Below are 18,037 nucleotides of genomic sequence, written 5' to 3' on the forward strand. Positions count from 1 at the left end.
TCAGCTTGATTGCAGGGCCTTGCAGGCACTCTGGTTTAGCTCGACGAAAGCCTCCCAGGTCATGATAGATCGGTAGTGCAATTCGTATTGCCTATCGACCCAGCAGATATCCGGGCGCTGCTGGTAGATTCGGCAGCGCTTGAGGTCATCATCGAAATGTCGGCAGATCCCATCGCCACGATCTAGGCTGGCGGTTTCCGCCAGCAGATGGACGCGCCTGCAACATTCCCCGCACTGGTTGCAGGGAAAGTTGCGTGGGCCGTCAGCCATGGGCCTGCAGGATCGCCTGGGCTTGCACCAGAGCCGCTCGGTCTTCGCTGCGCTCCCGCTGGGCTGTGGAGAAGCCGGCACGAATGTCCCGCAGCCTGCCGTTTACTTCGGCGAAGTTGCCGCGGATGTTCTCGTCCACCACGCCGATGATGGAGTTCTTGAACTCCCACGCGACATCCTCGCTCATCTCGCGAATCAGTTGATTCCGCCGCTCTTCCTGCTGGGCGCGCAGGTGTGCTTCCTCCTCTAGGCGCTTCTCCTCTGGATCCTTGGCGAGGAGGGAGTAGAGAACCTGACCGGCTTGGATGGCCAGACCGATGGCTGGAACTACCTTGCCCACCACCTTCTCGCCTATCTTGCCCATAGTTACTGGGCCGATCCCCTTGAACAGGCTTGGCAGCAGATCCTTGCCGACCTTCAGGGCGTTGACCACATGCTCGGGCTTGATCAGGGCGCTCATCTGGCGGGCCCCAGTTTCCAGTAGGCCGAAATTGAAGCTGGAGCCCTGAGTGCCTGCCGCAGACACCAAGCCTTCCTCTGCCACGGGGAGCGGCCCGGTTCTGGGTGTCTGCAGCTGAGCATCGACCTGGATGCTTTCGAGCACCTCGTCCAGCAGCCGGGAGGCGTCGCTAGCCAGCCGGCGTAGCTCCATTTCCAGTTCGGCCAGAATCTCACTGCCGGCGTTCTGGATCAGTTGCTCGATCCGCTCCTGGGCGCTGTCCGGGGCAGTGGAGATGGTGCTGAAGGCGCGCTGTTCAATAAAGGTTGCCTTGGCTTCTGCCAGGGCCTTTAGGCTTGCCCGCAGGTTAACCTCGCGCTGGGCCAGTTCGGCGTAGAAGCGGTCGATGGCAGCCATGCTGTCCGAGTCGCCGTTCTGATCCAGCAGGTTGATGGTGTCGTCGATGAAGTCTTTCAGCCGAGAGATGAAGGAGGCGACCAGTTCGCTCTGCTGGATCGAGCCGAGGAACTTGTAGAGATCCCGTTCGAGGACCGGCAGGCCAGATCTGACCAAGAGATTTTCCTTGCCGTCCAGCTTGGCCTTCAGAGCGCTTTTGGCATTCACCTCGAGGATCGGAATGGCTTGCAGCACGGGCGGCATTCCGCGCTCCAGAGCCATTTCTTGTAGGCGCTGGCGAAGTTCGTCCTTGAGACGTTCGGCGATCATGGGCTCGAGTTGGTTCTTGCTATTGAGCACCAACACGATCTTCTTCTCGCGCGCCACAAGATCCAGCAGGGTGGAGAGGGTCTTGGCCTCTTCGATCACCCCCAGGGGGTTGACCACGAATATCACCACGTCCGCCGCATGCAGCTGTTCGCGGGTGACTTCCTCATGGCTAATTGGGGCATCGATGCCAGGGGTATCGAGGATTTCGAACTCGCGCCAAGGGTAGCGGCTAACGCTGTCGGTTTCCGGGCGATCTGCCACCTTGGCGCGTTCGGCTCCCAGCAGGGCATTGATTAAGGTGCTTTTGCCGGCGTTATAGACGCCATAGACCATGATCGAGGCATTGGGCGAGGCGCGCTTTTCCGCTACCAGCTTGCGGATGGGGACGAGCCCGGCGGCGTTGTACTTTGCGCAGATTTCGTCGATGCCATCGAAGGCGGAAAAAGCGCTGGAAAGAAGGGTGTCTTGCATCGTCACTCTGCCTTAGCGAGTTGTTCGAGGTCGATCATCAGCTCGGTCATGTCGCTATCCAGAGTCTTGCAGTATTCCTGCAGGGCTGCGCGCAGCAGTGTGTAAAGCGAATTGACATGTTCGGTGAGCAGTTCTGGCAGCTTCTTCGCATAGTGATCCAGCGCTGCCTGCCGGAGTTCTTCGCGGTTGTCGCCGACCACTACCTGATGGCGCCTGTACTCGGCGCTGGCCGAGCGGCCCAAGGCGCTGGCGGAGGCTCCCAGGGATGCGCCAAGGGCCGCCCCCGCAGGCCCGCCTAGGAAGAGGCCGAGCGCACCGCCCAGTGCGGCGCCGCCCAGGCCGAACCAGCTCTTAGTGCCCTTTCGGGTGCCGCTGAAGTATTCCTTCTCGACGGTGATCTCTTGGTACTCGGGAAGGCTGCCCAGGCGGCTGCTGTCGAAGGCCTGGCGCAGCCCCCGCTGCTGCTGCTCGCCGATTCGCGCGAAGGCCTCCTGGGCCAGTTGCGCGATCACTTCGACGGCCTTCTTGCGCAGCGCCTCTTCGAGGTCGTCATTGCCAACCGTGTCGAAGATTCTGCGGATATGCTCGCGCATCTCGCTGGCACCCTTGGCGCCCAGTTCGGCCAGCTCGCGCTGTAGCGTGTCGTTCTGGCGCTCGATACCGGCGGAGAACTCATCAACGACCTTGCGCACTTCGGCCAGCTCACCAGCGGTGCTGCGGATCGAGCTGCGCAGGTTTTCCATAGGCGTGTTCAGCTTGATGTCGAGGGCCGGGCCGTGACAGATGTTCTGCAGCTCGTGCAGCAGCCGGCCCATTCCGCTGGTGGCCATGCCCTCGGGGGTCGGATTGCGCTCGGCGTAGCGGGTAGAGATGGGCAGCACTTCGGCGAGGACGCTGGCGCTGTTGCCCAGTTGCTCCAGCTCGCACTGGACATAGGCGATCTGGTCGCGGCGGTCGGAGGGATCCTTCATCACCACGGTGGTGATGATTTCGCCGTTTTCGTCTTCGTCTTCATCGGTGGTGTCGCTGCCGGTGAGCAGTACCATGATCTTCTTGTTGGCAGCCAGCAGTCCGGCGATTTCCTGCATGTCGGAGGCTCGTCCCGGTGCCTGGGAACTCATGGTGTAGAGAATCAGGTCGGCATGCTCGACATACTCCTTGGCCAGGTCGCCATTGCGGGCGTTGACCGAGTGTAGTCCGGGGGAGTCCACCCAGGTCAGCCCTGGCAGCCTGAAGCCCTGGATGGAACTGGTGGCTTCGGTGGCACCGACGCGGAATTGCAGGTGCTTTTCGGCTTCCTTGTCCTGATCACCATTGGCCACATCGGTGCGCTCGGTGGAGAAATACACGGGGTGCGGCGAGCGCGCCTTGAGCGAGGCATCGGGCTCGCTGTGGCCCCAAGCCATGTAGTTGCCCAGGGAGCTCTTGCCCGACTTCACCTTGCCGTAGATGAACACCAGCAGCGAGTCGCCGAAGCCCTCGCGGAAGCGAGTGCCCTTGGCGCGGGCGGCCACCTGCTTCTCCCAGGCGCTGAAGATTCCATCCAGCTGTCGGGTCAGATCGTCGCCCAGCACCCGCAGCGGGTTATCGCTGTCGAGCATCTGGCCTAGGTCGTTGCGGCGTTTCTGCAGGCGCGTGGCGAAGCTCGCACGAGCCTGATCGAAGACCTGTTCCTTATCGCGGATATCGCTGCGCTGCCGATCGAACTGCTCCTGCAGCCTGTGGAACGAGGCCATCAATTCATCACGGGAAACGGAATTCTCTTGCATGGGGGCACTATCCTTGTTGTTCGAGCTGCTGTTTCAGGTTTTGCAGCCTGTCCAGGTGACTGCCGACCTCCTGGAGCGCGGTGAGGTCCCGCTGTCCTTCGCTGCCGAAGGGGATGGGGCCATACAGGCTTTCCAGCATCTGCAGGTTGACCAGGAACTCGTCCCGTTCCTGCTGGGGGATGTCCTCCCGCCTGTGCTCGGCTAGGCCGAGGATCGCGCCCAGGCTCTCGGCATATGCAGAGATGGCCTGGGGCTTGGCCATGAGGGCGCTCTCGAAATCGGATGTGTTGAGTCCGACCGTTTTTTTCGGGAGTTGTGCCAAGGTTTCCGCGGAGAGCGCGAGCAGTGCGCGAGCCTCTTCCAGGCGGTCTTTCTTGAGGCTCTCCGCCTTGGCGGCAAGGCCTTCGCGCTTGCGTTGGAGATGGGCCTCCCGCTCCTGCCTGCGGCGCTCTGCATCTTCGGAGTCGGACGAGGAAGGGCTGTCGTCATCGCTGACCGCTTTGACTACGGCTGCTGCAGCGGCGACTACGGCGGCACCAATAAGCCAGGGTAAGGGCATGGGGAAATTCCTTTTTTAGAGCCTGTTGAGTTCTTTCTGGACGGCAGTGATTTCAGCCGTTCGCGCGGCGAAGTTCTGGCGCAGCTCCGACATCATCCGGTTGAAGGCCCGCACCTTGGTCACATGGGGCTGCTGCAGGCGGGCGACCTGCTGGCGCCCGGCCGCGATGGTCCGCTCTAGCTCCGCCAGCAGCTCTGCCTTGCGTGCGGCTCGACGGCTGGCCCGGACACTCTCCAGCTGTTCGTCGATGTCTTGAACGAGCCCGTCGAGATGCCCGGCCAGCTGTGGGATGCCACTGCTGTCGATCATCGTCTGCTTCCCTTGAGCGGCACCTTTGCGGTAGCGACTGTTAGACACTAGGAAACACTTGGGCTGGATGCCGAATCGCTCCTGCAGCTGTTCCAAGATGCGCTGGCGGATACGCTCCAGTGCCCCGTCCTGGTCCTTGTCCAGTTGACTCAGTACCAGTACCAAGCGTTGTTCAGTGTCCTCGGCGTAGGTCGCCTTGACCTGCGTCAGCAGCTCCATCTCCTCCTGATCCAGCTCACCAGGTGGGGCGTGGACGAAGAGAACCACATCCGCGTTGTCGAGCCCGCTGTAGGCTTGCCGGCTGTCTGCCTGGTCGATGCCGAGACCAGGCGTATCCATCAGCAGGTAGTGGTCTGTTTCCAATTCCTGATTGAGTCTGGTGGTGCGCACCACGCCAGTCTTGAAGAACTCATCCTCTATGTGGCCGGAAAGCATGTTGAGTAGCGAGCTTTTCCCGGCCTTGACCAATCCCCAGGCGGCAATGACTGGCTTGGGGTTTTGTGAGGCCTCCTGCAGGAAGCTATGGCAACTGTCTTCCAGTTGTTCGATCGTCGGTGATTTTTTCGTCATGTTGAATCCTTACTGACGTGGATGCTGGCGGCCGCCTGCTCTTGTTCTTTCCCGCTTCAACTCGCTGTACTTCTGATAATGGCCGTACCCCTTCTTCGCCACGAAGTAGAAGCCAACGGCGGCGAGGATGTTTTTCAGCATGATGGCGTTCACTCCTGTGTAACGTGCTGGCGAGAGCCTTGTCTGGTCTGATCTTCATCTTCCATGGCGCTGCGACGGCTTGTGTCGCACTGCGCCGGCTCCGCATACATCGCCCGCAGGTTCTCCAGCCGGCTACCGATTTCCTTCACCCAAACCCGCGGCGCGTGCACGCGGATGTTGTCGTTCAGCCCGAAGATCCACCACAGGGTTTCCTGGTCGAGCGGGACGCTGGCGCGCAGGCGTTGCCAGTCGCTGCCTTCCAGCGGTTCGAGGCTTTGCTGGCGGCTGAGCGGGGTTTCGTTGAGCAGCCAGGCGATCTGCGGGTGGACGTCGGCGATCAGTTCGACCTCGTGCGGGGCCTGGCGCCAGGCGAAGGCGCCGCCTTCGATGTAGCGGTCGATGTCGAAGCCGTCGGGTTCGCGGGCCGGTTCGTCGAACAGTTCGGCGTGCTGGATGCGGTGCAGGGCGAACTGGCGCAGGTCGTCGTAGTCGTTGGCGGTGCCGATCAGGTAGCTGCTGGAATGGCGGGACACCAGGCCGGCGGGGTGGATGCGCAGGCTCCTGGCCTCGCCCTTGCTGCGGCTGAGGTAGTCGACCCGAAGCTGCCGGCGCTCCAGCAGGGCGGTGCAGACCAGTGTCCAAGTCGCCGGCTGCAGCGGGCGGGGAGCAGGGCCTTGCCGTTGGGCAGGGTGCGGACCCGACGCGCCCAGTGGGCCAGGCCGTTGCGCTCCATGCCGTCGAGGTAGTCGCGGGCGCTGCGAAAGTGCGGGTTGAGCTGGTCCAGCACGCTCTGCGGCAGCAGGTGATTCAGGTGGCTTTCGGCCAGGTGCAGGGCCAGCGCGGAGGCGGTGTCGAGGGCGGGCAGGCCGTGGGCGGCGTCGCGGTCGAGACTCCAGCGGTAGGGGCGCGCCGTCTCGTCGCAGATGATCGGGAAGCGCCGCGCCAGCTTGTCGCGCAAATCGCGCTGCAGGGAGCGGATGTCGATCTCGAAGCCCTTGTCCCTGAGTTTTTCCTGTAGTGCGGGGGTCGAGATGCGTCCCGGCCAGCGCGGGATCAGTTGCAGTAGGGCGAGGTATCTGAACAGCGGGTCCTTGGCTTCGGCCATTGCGGGTGCGCCTTCCGTGGTGGGCTTCACGGAGTCGCAGAGAGGTCGTCCGCAGAATGCGCGCTAGCGTACAGCGTCTAGATGGCCTATTGCCATCATTTTGGTGCGAGCGTTCCGGCGGACGCGCAGCGGTGGCTTCCCTTCATGGCCAGCGTCTGTTCGCGATCGCTGTTGCCAGTGGGAGAACTCCACGATCCGATGGTGCCGGCGCGTCGGTGCTGCACGTTGAAGCGGTTGCGCCTTGTCCGGCCCGACTCCTGGCGCAGCAAAACGCCTCATTTGGCAAAATGCCATTATCTTGTAACGGTTTGCCGGTATTTTGCTGTCATTCTGCGGTCATCTCGTCTGCGCATGCTGCCGTGCACCTTCATGCAGAGAGCCGTTCATGAAACCGTCCATGCTTGCCGTCGCTGTGCTGGGGTTCGGCCTGGCCATTCAGGCCGTTGCCGGGAACCAACCGCCCTCGGGCTTCGAGATTCCGTCTGAGGCGCGGTTTGCGGAGGCGTTGTCGCCCGGCGCGGCTTCCGGCCTGGGCGGCGAGCACCTGTGGGCGGACGACCGGACGGCGGCCGAGGGCGCTGGCCGCGAGGGAGCGGCACCGCTGTTCCAGGCCATCTATACCCTCTTGCCGGCCGGCAGCCTGGAGCGGCGTTCGACCGACGAAGACGAGGCCGACATCGTCGCGGCCCGGCCGGCGTTCTTCTTCTGAGCTCAGCCCGGCTGCTGCTGCTTCGGCCGCCAGGCGCAGTAGCCCGGGCGCGGCCCGATGCCCGGATGGTTGCGGCAGGTGTCCGGGCGCTGTTCGTAGCGAGTGCACAGGCGCGTGCGCGCATCGAGGTAGAGGCAGTCGCCGTTGCTGCGACGGGAGAGGGTGAAGACTTCCCGCTTGTGGTTGAAGTGCTCGACGACGCCGGCCTTCATCAGCCGGCGGGCGACCTGCTTGGCCGGCTCGTCCTGCTCGAAGGCGTCGGCCAGCTCCAGGCGGATCAGGTCGGGGAGGCGCACCTCCACCGGCAGGGTGCAGCAGGTGGCGTGGCAGTCGCGGCACAGGCTCTGGCGGTACTTGACCCAGGTCTCCAGGCGGTCAGGATCGGCGGCGGCGAGGATCGGCGGCTTTTTCATCGGTCGGGGCCAGTGGCGGAGGGCGCGCGATGATAGCGGCAAATCCGCCGGCCGGTGCATCCGCCTGGCGGCTTCGCTCGCTTTGTGCATGCTTGATCGAGGGAGCGCACCGAATTGCGCTGCCGAGCGTCGAACCCTTATCTCGTCATTGCCGCCCAACGAGGTTGCCGTCATGCCCGAGGTGTCGCCTGTTCCCGAAGAAGTCGCCGCGTTTCGCGCCCGTATCATCGACAAGCTGAGGTACGCGGTGGGCAAGGATCCCGAGCACGCCGTCGGTTTCGACTGGTTCGAGGCCGTCGCCCTGGCCTCCCGCGACCATCTGGTGGAAACCTGGATGGATCACGCCAGCCGCACCTATCGCCAAGGCCGCAAGCGCGTCTACTACCTGTCGCTGGAGTTTCTCGTCGGCCGCCTCCTGCAGGCCACCCTGAGCAACCTCGGCCTGCTCGAGACCGCCCGCGCCGCGCTGGCCGATCTGGGCGTCGACCTGGAGCACATCCGCGCGCTCGAGCCGGATGCGGCGCTGGGCAACGGCGGCCTCGGCCGGCTGGCGGCCTGCTTCGTGGAAAGCATGGCGACCCTCGGCATCCCCGCCTACGGCTACGGCATCCGCTACGACTACGGGCTGTTCCGCCAGACCATCGTCGACGGCTGGCAGCAGGAGCAGACCGAGACCTGGCTGGAGTTCGGCAACCCCTGGGAGTTCGAGCGGCCCGAGGTCAGCTACCGGATCAGCTTCGGCGGCAGCGTGGCCTGCGTGGACGGCGAGGGCGGCCGGCAGTGCCACGTCTGGCAGCCGGCCGAGGAGATGCGCGCCATCGCCTACGACACGCCGATCGTCGGCTGGCGCCGGCACAGCGTGAACACCCTGCGCCTGTGGCGCGGCCGGGCCGAGACCGACCTGCACCTGGAGCGCTTCAACGCCGGCGACCACCTGGGCGCGGTGGCCGAGTCGGTGCGCGCCGAGAGCATCTCGCGGGTGCTCTACCCGGCCGACGATACCCTCGCCGGCCAGGAGCTGCGCCTGCGCCAGGAGTATTTCTTCGTCTCCGCCTCGCTGCAGGACCTGTTGCGCCGCCATCTCAAGCAGCGCGGCAGCCTGCTCGACCTGCCCGAGTACGCGGCCATCCAGCTCAACGACACCCACCCGTCGATCGCCGTGGCCGAGCTGATGCGCCTCTTGGTCGACGTGCACGGGCTGGACTGGGACAAGGCCTGGGAGCTGACCGTGGCGACCCTGTCCTATACCAACCACACGCTGCTGCCCGAGGCCCTGGAGAGCTGGCCGGTGGCGCTGATGGAGCGCCTGCTGCCGCGCCATATGCAGATCATCTACCTGATCAACGCCCAGCACATCGACCACCTGCGCGCCCAAAACATGCACGACTTCGAGCTGCTGCGGGCGGTATCGCTGATCGAGGAGGAGCACGGCCGGCGGGTGCGCATGGGCAACCTGGCGTTCCTCGGCTCGCACAGCGTCAACGGCGTCTCGGCGCTGCACACCGATCTGATGCGCAAGACCGTGTTCGCCCAGCTGCACCGTCTCTATCCGGAGCGGATCAGCAACAAGACCAACGGCATCACCTTCCGCCGCTGGCTCTACCAGAGCAACCCGCGGCTCACCGCGCTGCTGGTCGACATGCTCGGCGAGCCGCTGCTCGACGACCCGGAGCACCTGCTCGGCGGGCTGGAGGCGCAGGCCGGGCAAAACGCCTTCCATCAGCACTTCCGCACCCTGCGCCGGCAGAACAAAGAGGTCCTCGCCAATCTGGTGCAGGACCGCCTGGGTATCGCCCTCGATCCCGAGGCGCTGTTCGACGTGCAGGTCAAGCGCATCCACGAGTACAAGCGCCAATTGCTCAATCTGTTGCACTGCGTGGCGCTCTACCAGGCGATCCGCGACGAGCCGGGGGTGGACTGGGGGCCGCGGGTGAAGATCTTCGCCGGCAAGGCGGCGGCCAGCTATCACCAGGCCAAGCTGATCATCAAGCTGGCCAACGACATCGCCCGCACGGTGAACGGCGATCCCACGCTGCGCGGCCGTCTCAAGGTGGTGTTCCTGCCCAACTACAACGTCAGCCTGGCCGAGGTCATCATCCCCGCGGCGGACCTTTCCGAGCAGATCTCCACCGCCGGCATGGAGGCTTCCGGGACCAGCAACATGAAGTTCGCCCTCAACGGCGCGCTGACCATCGGCACCCTGGACGGCGCCAACGTGGAGATGAGCGAGCGGATCGGCAGCGAGCACATGTTCATCTTCGGCCTCGGCGCGCAGCAGGTGGAGTCGCGCCGGCGTTCCGGCGAGGTCGGCGGCGCGGCCGCCGTGGCCGCCTCGCCGCGGTTGTCCGAGGTGCTCACGGCGATCCGCAGCGGGGTGTTCTCGCCGGACGATCCGGGGCGCTACGCGGGGCTGGTCGACGGCCTGCTGCACCACGACAACTTCATGGTCTGCGCCGACTTCGAGGCCTACTGGCAGGCCCAGCGCGAGGTCGAAGCGCGCTGGCGCTCGCCGAGCCAGTGGTGGCGCTCGGCGGTGCTGAACACCGCACGGACCGGCTGGTTCTCCTCCGACCGCACCATCCGCGAGTACGCCCGCGAGATCTGGCGGCTGCCGGAGTGAGTCACTCCGCCGCGGCCATGGCGGGCGAGGCGCTGAACCTGCGTCGCCTGTCCCGGTCAGAGGGAGGCATCGACTACCCAACTCGCGCTAAAATGCGCGGATTTTCCACCCCCCGGAGTCATTTCCATGTCCCGCGTAACCTTGAGCCGCTACCTGATCGAGCAGACTCGCAGTCACAACACCCCGGCCGACCTGCGCTTCCTCATCGAGGTGGTGGCGCGTGCCTGCAAGGAAATCAGCCATGCGGTATCCAAGGGCGCGCTGGGCGGGGTGCTCGGCAGCATGGGTACCGAGAACGTGCAGGGCGAGGTGCAGAAGAAGCTCGACGTGATGTCCAACGAGATCCTCCTGGAAGCCAACGAATGGGGCGGCCATCTGGCCGGCATGGCTTCCGAGGAAATGGACAACGCCTACCAGATCCCCGGCAAGTACCCGAAGGGCGCCTACCTGCTGGTGTTCGACCCGCTGGACGGTTCCAGCAACATCGACGTCAACGTCTCGGTCGGCACCATCTTCTCGGTGCTGCGCTGCCCGGACCAGTACCTGAGCCAGAACGACAGCCTCAACGAGCAGGCCTTCCTCCAGCCGGGCACCAAGCAGGTGGCCGCCGGCTACGCCATCTACGGCCCGCAGACCATGCTCATGCTGACCTTGGGCGACGGCGTCAAGGGCTTCACCCTCGACCGCGAGCTGGGCAGCTTCGTGCTCACCCACGACAACCTGCGCGTGCCGGAAACCACCGCCGAGTTCGCCATCAACATGTCCAACCAGCGCCACTGGGAGGCGCCGGTCAAGCGCTACGTGGACGAGCTGCTGGCCGGCAAGAGCGGTCCGCTGGACAAGAACTACAACATGCGCTGGATCGCCTCCATGGTGGCCGACGTGCACCGCATCCTGACCCGCGGCGGCATCTTCATGTACCCGCGCGACGCCCGCGAGCCGGGCAAGCCCGGCAAGCTGCGCCTGATGTACGAGGCCAACCCGATGTCCTTCATCATCGAGCAGGCCGGCGGCGCCGCCACCAACGGCACCCAGCGCATCCTCGACCTCCAGCCCGAGTCGCTGCACCAGCGGGTGGCGGTGTTCCTCGGCTCGAAGGAAGAGGTCGAGCGCATCACCGGCTATCACCAGGAGTGATCCGCGCCGCTGCCGTCGCCGGTCGCTGACGGCAGCGCTGCCTGTGTGGGCGGGTCGGCATTTCGTGCCGGCTCCGCTTTTCCTTCGTGGAGCTTCGGTGCCAGCCGGAGCGTTATCATGTCAGGCTTGTGGTTTCTTCCCTTGCCAGGATTTCCATCGATGTTGCGTCGTTTCGCCCTGCTGTCCTTCTGTCTCCTCTTGGCTGCCTGCAACGACAGGCTGAGCCAGGAGAACTATTCCCGGCTCAAGCCCGGCATGACCCGCACCGAGGTCGAGCAACTGCTCGGCAAGCCCACCGAGTGTTCCGGGGCCTTCGGCTTCTCCAGCTGCACCTGGGGCGATCAGCAGAAATTCATCAGCATCCAGTACGGTGGCGACAAGGTGCTGCTGTTCTCCGGGCAGGGTTTGCGGTGAAACCGGCCAGGCCGTGGCGCACGCTCGGCCTGGCCTGCCTCGGCCTGCTGCTCGGCGGCTGCGCCTACTGGGGACGGGAGCCGCCGGCCACCGCCGGCGCGCTGGATCTGGCGCGCTACCAGGGCACCTGGTACGAGCTGGCGCGTCTGCCGGCGCCGTTCCAGAGCCGCTGCCGCCAGGCCGAGGCGCATTACCGCCTGCTGTCCCCCGGCGTGCTGGCCGTGTCCAACCGCTGCCGCACGGCCGCCGGCGAATGGCTGGAAGCCAGCGGCATCGCCAGGCCGCTGAAACGAGGCCGCACCGACCAGCTCTGGGTGCGCTTTCACAACGTCTTCGGTTATGGCTTCCCGGTGCTGGCCGAGGGCGATTACTGGGTGCTGCATGTCGACCCGGACTACCGCCTGGCCCTGGTCGGCAGCCCCGACCGCGAATTCCTCTGGATACTTTCCCGCGAAACCACCATCGCCCCGCAGGACCGCGAGCGCCTGCTCAGGCTGGCCCGCGAGCGGGGTTACGATCTCGAACTGCTGATCTGGCGGCCCGCAGACCCGGCGGCGCCGGCCGCCGTTCCCTGACGCCGCCAGGAGTCCCCATGCCGTCCCTGCCCAACCTCTTCCGGCCGCTGCCCGACGCCTCGGGCGGCGAGTGCTTCGACGACCTGCTCAGCCTGCCCGGCTGCCGGGTCGAGCGCATCGTCTCCCGGGGACAGGCCAGCCCGCCGGACTTCTGGTACGACCAGGACTGGGACGAATGGGTGCTGCTCCTGGCTGGCAGCGCGGTGCTGCGCCTGGAGAGCCGGCCGCAGCCGGTCGCCCTGGCGGTGGGCGACCACCTGCTGATTCCGGCGGGCGAGCGCCACCGCGTCGAGGCCACCGATCCGGCCGGCCCGACGGTCTGGCTGGCGGTGCATGTGCCTAAGACAGACGGTTGACCTCCGGGAAGCGCGCGGCGAAGGCCGCGGGGATCGGCACGACCTTGCCGGCGTCATAGTCGAAGAACACGAAGCCGTACTTGGCCAGGGCGATCAGGGCGCCGTCGGACGGGCGGCTAACGCGGAACACGATGTCGCCGCCGTAGCGGTTGAAGTCCGCCAGGCCCACTTCGAACAGCAGACGGTCGCGGGCATGGGCCTCGGCCTTGTAGAGGGTGGCGAGGTCGGTGACGATGATGCCGGGGCCGGCGTTTTCCGCGCCGCTGTCGTCGATGCCGTGGGCGAACAGAAAGCGCGAGCGCGCCTCGGAAAGCATCGAGACCAGCGCGTCGTTGCCCAGGTGGCGGGCGCCGTTGATGTCGCTGTTGCGCACGTTCATCTCGGTGCGGAAGAGGAGGGCATGCGCGGGGATTTCCAACTGCAATCGGGCCATGAAGGGTTCTCGGATCGGTGGGTGGGTATGGGTGTCTAGCGGGGTTGCCCCGGCGGCTGCAGAAGCGAGCCAGGGCGATGATCTCGCGGCTGCGCGGCAGGGCGATGTCCAGTTTGGCGGCCAGTTCGAGCACGGCGTCGCCGATCGCCGCCAGCTCCAGCGGGCGGCCGCGTTCGTGGTCCTGGAGCATCGAGGTGCGCGCTGCGCCCATGGCCGCGCCGCGGGCGAGAAAGCCCGGCGGGTCGAATTCGACCGTGCGCCGTAGGCGGCGGCGAGCAGCAGGCCCTCGTGCAGCAGGCCGCAGACCAGTTCATGCAGCTCGGGGCTGCTGTAGAGCTCTTCCAGGGTGGCGCCGCTGACCACCGACAGCGGATTGGAGCTGAGGTTGGCGATGAGCTTGGTCCACAGCGCGTCGCGGATGCGTTCGCTGCTGCGGGCCTCGATGCCGGCCGCCTCGATCAGCGCGCGCAGGCGCTCCAGGCGCTCGCTCGGCCGGTTGTCCGGCTCGCCGAAGACCATCCGCAACGGGTTGCCGGTCAGCGCCGTGCCGGGCGCCGGCGACTCGGCGGTGACGAACGCCACGCAGCCGATCAGGCACGGCGGGGCCAGGCGTGCGGCGAGCCGTCCGCCGGGATCGACCGCCTCGACGTGCTGCCCGGCGAAGCGTCCGCCTTCGCCGAGGAAGTACCACCAGGGTACGCCGTTGATCACCGGCACCACCAGGGTGTCGGCACCGAGCATCGGCTCGATGGCCGGCAGCAGCGCCGGCAGGTCGTGGGCCTTGGTGCAGAGGAACAGCAGGTCCTGCGCGCCGAGTTCCGCGCCCCGGTCGCTGGCATTCACCGCGGCGCGGTGCACGCCCTGCCGATCGGTCAGGCGCACGCCGTCACGGCGCAGCGCCTCCAGGGTCGCGCCGCGGGCCAGCAGGTTGACGGTCCGGCCGCTGCAGGCCAGGCGTGCGGCCAGCGTGCAGCCGATGGCGCCGGCGCCGGCGATGCCGATGCGCGGGAAAGAAGCTTCCATGTTTCCTCCAGTGGCGACGGCGCTGCCCGGGGCTGCGCCATGGGTCCGCCTTGCCTCAAGCGTAGCCGGCAGCGGCGCCGGAGGAGAGGCCCGGCGTTTCAGGCGGGCACGTTCCTGCGCCGGGCGATCCGTCCGCGCAGGCTGCGCAGTCCCAGGGCGCCGAGCGAGCCCAGCGTGGCCAGCCCGGCGTCCTTCTGGGCGTCCCACTCGTCGCCCTGGGTGCCGAGGAAGGCCGTGCCCAGCTCCGGACTGACGATCAGCGTCGCGAGCATTTCCAGCTGCTCGTAGAGGGCGCTCATGGCCATCACCAGGCTCAGGGCGAGGCCGTCCAGCCAGAGCCCGCGCAGCCCGGCGCGGCGCTCCAGCAGTTCGCGCAGCGGGCAGGCCAGCAACAGGCCGAAGGCAAAGTGCACCAGCCGGTCGTAGGGATTGCGGGCGAGCCCCAGGCTGTCGCGCAGCCAGTCGCCAAGCGGCGTTTCCGCGTAGGTGTAGTGAGAGCCGTAGAGGTGCAGGGCGAGGAACAGGGCGAACAGCCGGTAGGCGCCGAGGGAAAAGGCGAAGCGCCGGTGGGTCGCCAGCAGCAGGCCGGCGAAGAAGAACACCAGCAGGTTCTCCAGCAGCCAGTCCGAACGGCTCAGGGGCTCGATGGCCGCCCACAGCCAGACCAGGGCGAGCAGGCCGACCAGCAGGGTCGATTGACGCGATACGGCGCTCATGGCTTTGCTCCCGCGTACGACGGGCGCTGGCGCCGTGCCCGCCACTTGCGCGCCACCGTCGCCAACTGCATGGCGACGCCCCAGAGCAGCAAGCGGACTCCCAGGGCATCGGCGTCGCACGGCAGAGGGCGGCGTTACGCTTGGAGTCAACACTAGGCGAAGGCGCGGCGATCCGCAAAAAGCGGCGCGGCAGACGGACATTCGCCCGATCCGGCGCATGCCCGCGGCGCTTTTCGAGGCTATGATGCCGGCTACCCCGGGACGGATGGTCCTGTTCAGCCTTGGAGCAGAGCATGCAAACCTTGTATCCAGAGATCAAACCCTACGCCCGCCACCAACTGGCGGTGGACCATCCCCATGAGCTCTATGTCGACGAGAGCGGCTCGCCGGACGGCCTGCCGGTGGTGTTCATCCACGGCGGGCCGGGGGCGGGCTGCGACAGCATGAGCCGGCGCTTCTTCGATCCCACCCTGTACCGCATCGTCACCTTCGACCAGCGCGGCTGCGGGCGCTCGACCCCCCACGCGAGCCTGGAGAACAACACCACCTGGGACCTGGTGGCGGACATGGAGCGCATCCGCGAGCACCTGGGCATCGAGCAGTGGGTGCTGTTCGGCGGCTCCTGGGGCTCGACCCTGGCGCTGGCCTACGCCCAGACCCACCCCGAACGGGTGAAGGCGCTGATCCTGCGCGGCATCTTCCTGTGCCGTCCGCAGGACTTCCACTGGTTCTACCAAGAGGGCGCCAGCCGGCTGTTTCCCGATTACTGGCAGGACTACCTGGCGCCGATCCCCGAGGAGGAGCGCGGCAAGCTGATGCAGGCCTACTACAAGCGCCTCACCGGCACCGACGAGATCGCCAAGATGCATGCGGCCAAGGCCTGGTCGGCCTGGGAGGGGCGCACCGCTACCCTGCGGCCGAACCCGGACGTGGTCGAGCGCTTCCACGAGCATGCCCTGTCCATCGCCCGCATCGAGTGCCACTACTTCGTCAACGACGCCTTCTTGGAGCCCGGCCAGCTGCTGCGCGACATGCCGAAGATCGCCCATCTGCCCGGGCTGATCGTGCATGGGCGCTACGACGTGGTCTGTCCGCTGGACAATGCCTGGGCGCTGCACCGCGCCTGGCCGAACAGCGAGCTGCAGATCGTCCGCGACGCCGGGCACGCGGCCAGCGAGCCGGGCATCGTCGATGCCCTGGTGCGCGCCACCGACGAGCTGGCCAAGCGCCTGCTCGGCGTGCCGCCCGAGGAAGCCTGATGAAGGCGCTGATCCAGCGGGTCGCCACGGCCCGGGTGACGGTCGCCGGCGAAGAGGTCGGCGCCATCGGCCAGGGCCTGCTGGCGCTGGTCGGCATCGAGCCGCAGGACGATGCGCAAAGCGTCGAGCGGATGCTGCAGCGGCTGCTCAACTACCGGGTGTTCGCCGATGCCGAGGGGCGCATGAACCTGTCCCTGGCCCAGGTCGGCGGCGGCCTGCTGCTGGTCTCGCAGTTCACCCTCGCCGCCGATACCAGAAGCGGCCTGCGCCCGAGCTTCTCCAGCGCCGCACCGCCGGCCCAGGGCCAGGCGCTGTTCGAGGCGCTGCTGGCGCTGGCCCGCGAGCGCCATCCGCAGGTCGCCGGCGGGCGCTTCGGCGCCCACATGCAGGTCGAGCTGGTCAACGACGGCCCGGTGACCTTCCTGCTCGAGGCCTGAATTCGCCGGCCGGTTCCAGGCCGTTGTCCTCCAGCCACTCCAGGGCGTATTCGCGCAGCCGCCGCTGGCGATAGCTGTGCCAGGCCTCGCGCATCCGCGGGAAGTGCTCCAGGCCGTAGTCGAAGGTGCGCAGCGGCCGGCGCCCGCTCAGCGCGCGGCTGAGCAGCGGATGGGCGTGCGGGTCGGGCTGGGTGTAGAGGAACTCCTCGCGCATCGCCAGGCTCTTCGCCCCCGGCAGGGGGTCGATGGGCAGGTAGCGCTCCGGCTGCACGTGGTACTTCTCGGCGCTGCCCGGAGTCGGCGTCTCGGGACCGACGGCGAGGATCTCGCCGGTGTCCAGGTCGAGGTAGTGATCGACGGCTTCGTCGCCTTCCAGGGCGTTTTCCAGTCGCTTGAGGTCGATGGTCAGGGGAAGCATGGCGATCTCTCCGGCTGAGGGGGACGTGTCCCAGATTAACGGCTGCCGGGCTGTGTGCCGCAAGGTCCGACGGGCGGCGGGCCGGGCCGGCGCCGACCGGCGTCTAATGCCTGCAGGGTGGCAGCGCCTTCCGGCGAGCGCCTCCCGGTCCGGGTCGGCTTGCCGCAACGCGACGGCGGGAGGGGCGGATGGGCGTTCTCGAGGCCTTTCTGCTGGGTGATTTCCTCGGCACCGCCGCCTGGCTGTGGCTGCTGTTCGTCGCCCTCGTCTTCGCCCTGCTGGTCTTCGATCTGGGCGTGCTGCATCGCCGCCGGCGGGAGATCGATGTCCGCGAGAGCCTCTGGCTGTCGGCCGGCTACATCGGCGCGGGGCTGCTGTTCGGCGGCTGGGTCTGGTTGCAGAAGGGGCCGACCGACGGCCTGGACTACTTCACCGGCTACCTGGTGGAGAAGTCGCTGTCGCTGGACAACATCTTCGTCATGGCGCTGATCTTCCGCTTCCTCGCCATTCCCCGGCTGTACCAGCACGAGGTGCTGTTCTGGGGCATCCTCGGGGTGATCGTCCTGCGCGGGCTGATGATCGGCCTGGGCGCGGCGCTGGTGAGGGAGTTCGACTGGATTCTCTACGTCTTCGGCGCCTTCCTGCTGGTCACCGGCGTGAAACTGCTGTTCGGCCGCCCCGGGCAGGAGCTGGAGCTGGCCGACAATCCGCTGATGCGCCTGCTGCGTCGCCACCTGCCACTCACCGAGGAGCTGCACGGCGGCCGTTTCCTGGTCCGCCGGAGCGACGCCGCAGGCCGTCGCCGGCTGCAGGTCACGCCGCTGCTGCTGGCCCTGCTGATGATCGAATGCACCGACCTGATCTTCGCCGTGGACAGCGTTCCGGCGATCTTCGCCATCACCCAGGACACCTTCGTCGTCTACACCTCGAACATCTTCGCCATCCTCGGCCTGCGCGCGCTGTACTTCGCCCTCGCTGCGCTGATCCACCGCTTCGGCTACCTCAAGTACGCGCTGGCGCTGGTGCTGGTGTTCATCGGCGGGAAGATCTTCCTGGTCGGCATCGTCGGCACACTGCCGGCCTGGATCTCCCTGGCGGTGACCCTCGGGCTGCTGCTCGGCGGAATGCTGGTTTCCGTGCTCAAGACGGCCCGCTGAGCGCTGTTCGG

The 18,037-nt window shown here is 66.6% G+C and carries 21 protein-coding genes; 9 read left to right on the forward strand and 12 right to left on the reverse strand.

Annotated elements, in window-relative coordinates:
• The 8 genes from Atro_RS16825 to Atro_RS16860 form a co-directional block, all read right to left on the reverse strand.
• Positions 1-270 carry a YkgJ family cysteine cluster protein gene (locus tag Atro_RS16825; protein ID WP_090732145.1) on the reverse strand — a complete coding sequence of 90 codons (270 nt, stop codon included), beginning with the start codon at positions 268-270 and terminating at the stop codon, positions 1-3.
• Positions 263-1,768 (reverse strand): GTPase, encoded by a 1,506-nt coding sequence (locus Atro_RS16830; protein WP_497924074.1) that lies wholly within the window; start codon positions 1,766-1,768, stop codon positions 263-265. The genes Atro_RS16825 and Atro_RS16830 overlap by 8 nt, the downstream gene beginning before the upstream one ends.
• Before the next feature lie 140 nt (positions 1,769-1,908).
• A complete protein-coding gene (locus tag Atro_RS16835) occupies positions 1,909-3,675 on the reverse strand; it encodes a dynamin family protein (protein WP_497924076.1) in 1,767 nt (588 codons plus the stop codon).
• 7 nt (positions 3,676-3,682) lie between these two features.
• Entirely contained in the window at positions 3,683-4,234 is a 552-nt protein-coding gene (locus Atro_RS16840; protein WP_497924078.1) for a hypothetical protein, read from the reverse strand.
• 15 nt (positions 4,235-4,249) lie between these two features.
• Complete coding sequence (locus Atro_RS16845) at positions 4,250-5,113, reverse strand: GTPase (protein ID WP_497924079.1); 864 nt, start codon at positions 5,111-5,113, stop codon at positions 4,250-4,252.
• 9 nt (positions 5,114-5,122) lie between these two features.
• On the reverse strand, positions 5,123-5,254 hold the full coding sequence (locus tag Atro_RS16850) for a hypothetical protein (RefSeq protein WP_497924081.1): 132 nt from the start codon (positions 5,252-5,254) through the stop codon (positions 5,123-5,125).
• 8 nt (positions 5,255-5,262) lie between these two features.
• Entirely contained in the window at positions 5,263-5,874 is a 612-nt protein-coding gene (locus Atro_RS16855) for a helix-turn-helix transcriptional regulator (protein WP_497927698.1), read from the reverse strand.
• On the reverse strand, positions 5,760-6,359 hold the full coding sequence (locus Atro_RS16860) for a hypothetical protein (protein ID WP_497924085.1): 600 nt from the start codon (positions 6,357-6,359) through the stop codon (positions 5,760-5,762). The genes Atro_RS16855 and Atro_RS16860 overlap by 115 nt, the downstream gene beginning before the upstream one ends.
• 397 nt (positions 6,360-6,756) lie before the next feature.
• Here Atro_RS16860 and Atro_RS16865 point away from each other — a divergent pair, with 397 nt between their 5' ends.
• Entirely contained in the window at positions 6,757-7,068 is a 312-nt protein-coding gene (locus Atro_RS16865) for a hypothetical protein (protein WP_497924089.1), read from the forward strand.
• Positions 7,069-7,070: 2 nt separating this feature from the next.
• Here the strand turns inward: Atro_RS16865 and Atro_RS16870 are convergent, their stop codons facing one another.
• A complete protein-coding gene (locus tag Atro_RS16870) occupies positions 7,071-7,481 on the reverse strand; it encodes a YkgJ family cysteine cluster protein (protein ID WP_497924090.1) in 411 nt (136 codons plus the stop codon).
• A gap of 172 nt (positions 7,482-7,653) precedes the next feature.
• Here Atro_RS16870 and Atro_RS16875 point away from each other — a divergent pair, with 172 nt between their 5' ends.
• From Atro_RS16875 to Atro_RS16895, 5 genes are all read left to right on the forward strand, one after another.
• Entirely contained in the window at positions 7,654-10,101 is a 2,448-nt protein-coding gene (locus Atro_RS16875) for a glycogen/starch/alpha-glucan phosphorylase (protein ID WP_497924092.1), read from the forward strand.
• A gap of 126 nt (positions 10,102-10,227) precedes the next feature.
• Complete coding sequence (locus tag Atro_RS16880) at positions 10,228-11,238, forward strand: class 1 fructose-bisphosphatase (protein ID WP_497924094.1); 1,011 nt, start codon at positions 10,228-10,230, stop codon at positions 11,236-11,238.
• 159 nt (positions 11,239-11,397) lie between these two features.
• Positions 11,398-11,652, forward strand: coding sequence for an outer membrane protein assembly factor BamE domain-containing protein (gene bamE / locus Atro_RS16885; RefSeq protein ID WP_497924096.1), 255 nt, complete (start codon positions 11,398-11,400; stop codon positions 11,650-11,652).
• Positions 11,649-12,227 carry a lipocalin family protein gene (locus Atro_RS16890; protein WP_497924098.1) on the forward strand — a complete coding sequence of 193 codons (579 nt, stop codon included), beginning with the start codon at positions 11,649-11,651 and terminating at the stop codon, positions 12,225-12,227. Before bamE ends, Atro_RS16890 begins: the two co-directional genes overlap by 4 nt.
• 17 nt (positions 12,228-12,244) lie before the next feature.
• Positions 12,245-12,583 carry a cupin domain-containing protein gene (locus Atro_RS16895; protein WP_497924100.1) on the forward strand — a complete coding sequence of 113 codons (339 nt, stop codon included), beginning with the start codon at positions 12,245-12,247 and terminating at the stop codon, positions 12,581-12,583.
• Here the strand turns inward: Atro_RS16895 and Atro_RS16900 are convergent.
• Both Atro_RS16900 and Atro_RS16905 read right to left on the reverse strand, forming a co-directional pair.
• Complete coding sequence (locus Atro_RS16900) at positions 12,567-14,039, reverse strand: 2-dehydropantoate 2-reductase (RefSeq protein ID WP_497924102.1); 1,473 nt, start codon at positions 14,037-14,039, stop codon at positions 12,567-12,569. The genes Atro_RS16895 and Atro_RS16900 overlap by 17 nt on opposite strands.
• Positions 14,040-14,137: 98 nt before the next feature.
• Positions 14,138-14,755 carry a DUF2238 domain-containing protein gene (locus tag Atro_RS16905; protein ID WP_497924103.1) on the reverse strand — a complete coding sequence of 206 codons (618 nt, stop codon included), beginning with the start codon at positions 14,753-14,755 and terminating at the stop codon, positions 14,138-14,140.
• Positions 14,756-15,048: 293 nt separating this feature from the next.
• On the opposite strand from Atro_RS16905, the gene pip reads away from it, so the two are divergent.
• Positions 15,049-16,014, forward strand: coding sequence for a prolyl aminopeptidase (gene pip / locus Atro_RS16910; protein WP_497924105.1), 966 nt, complete (start codon positions 15,049-15,051; stop codon positions 16,012-16,014).
• Positions 16,014-16,451, forward strand: a complete 438-nt coding sequence (dtd, locus tag Atro_RS16915; RefSeq protein ID WP_497924107.1) for a D-aminoacyl-tRNA deacylase — start codon at positions 16,014-16,016, stop codon at positions 16,449-16,451. The genes pip and dtd overlap by 1 nt, the downstream gene beginning before the upstream one ends.
• Here the strand turns inward: dtd and Atro_RS16920 are convergent.
• A complete protein-coding gene (locus Atro_RS16920) occupies positions 16,414-16,869 on the reverse strand; it encodes a UPF0158 family protein (protein ID WP_497924109.1) in 456 nt (151 codons plus the stop codon). The two genes, dtd and Atro_RS16920, sit on opposite strands and share 38 nt — an antisense overlap.
• A gap of 188 nt (positions 16,870-17,057) precedes the next feature.
• Here Atro_RS16920 and Atro_RS16925 point away from each other — a divergent pair, with 188 nt between their 5' ends.
• On the forward strand, positions 17,058-18,026 hold the full coding sequence (locus Atro_RS16925; RefSeq protein WP_497924110.1) for a TerC family protein: 969 nt from the start codon (positions 17,058-17,060) through the stop codon (positions 18,024-18,026).
• The last annotated feature ends 11 nt before the right edge of the window (positions 18,027-18,037 follow it).

This window comes from Azotobacter tropicalis (genome assembly GCF_059739045.1).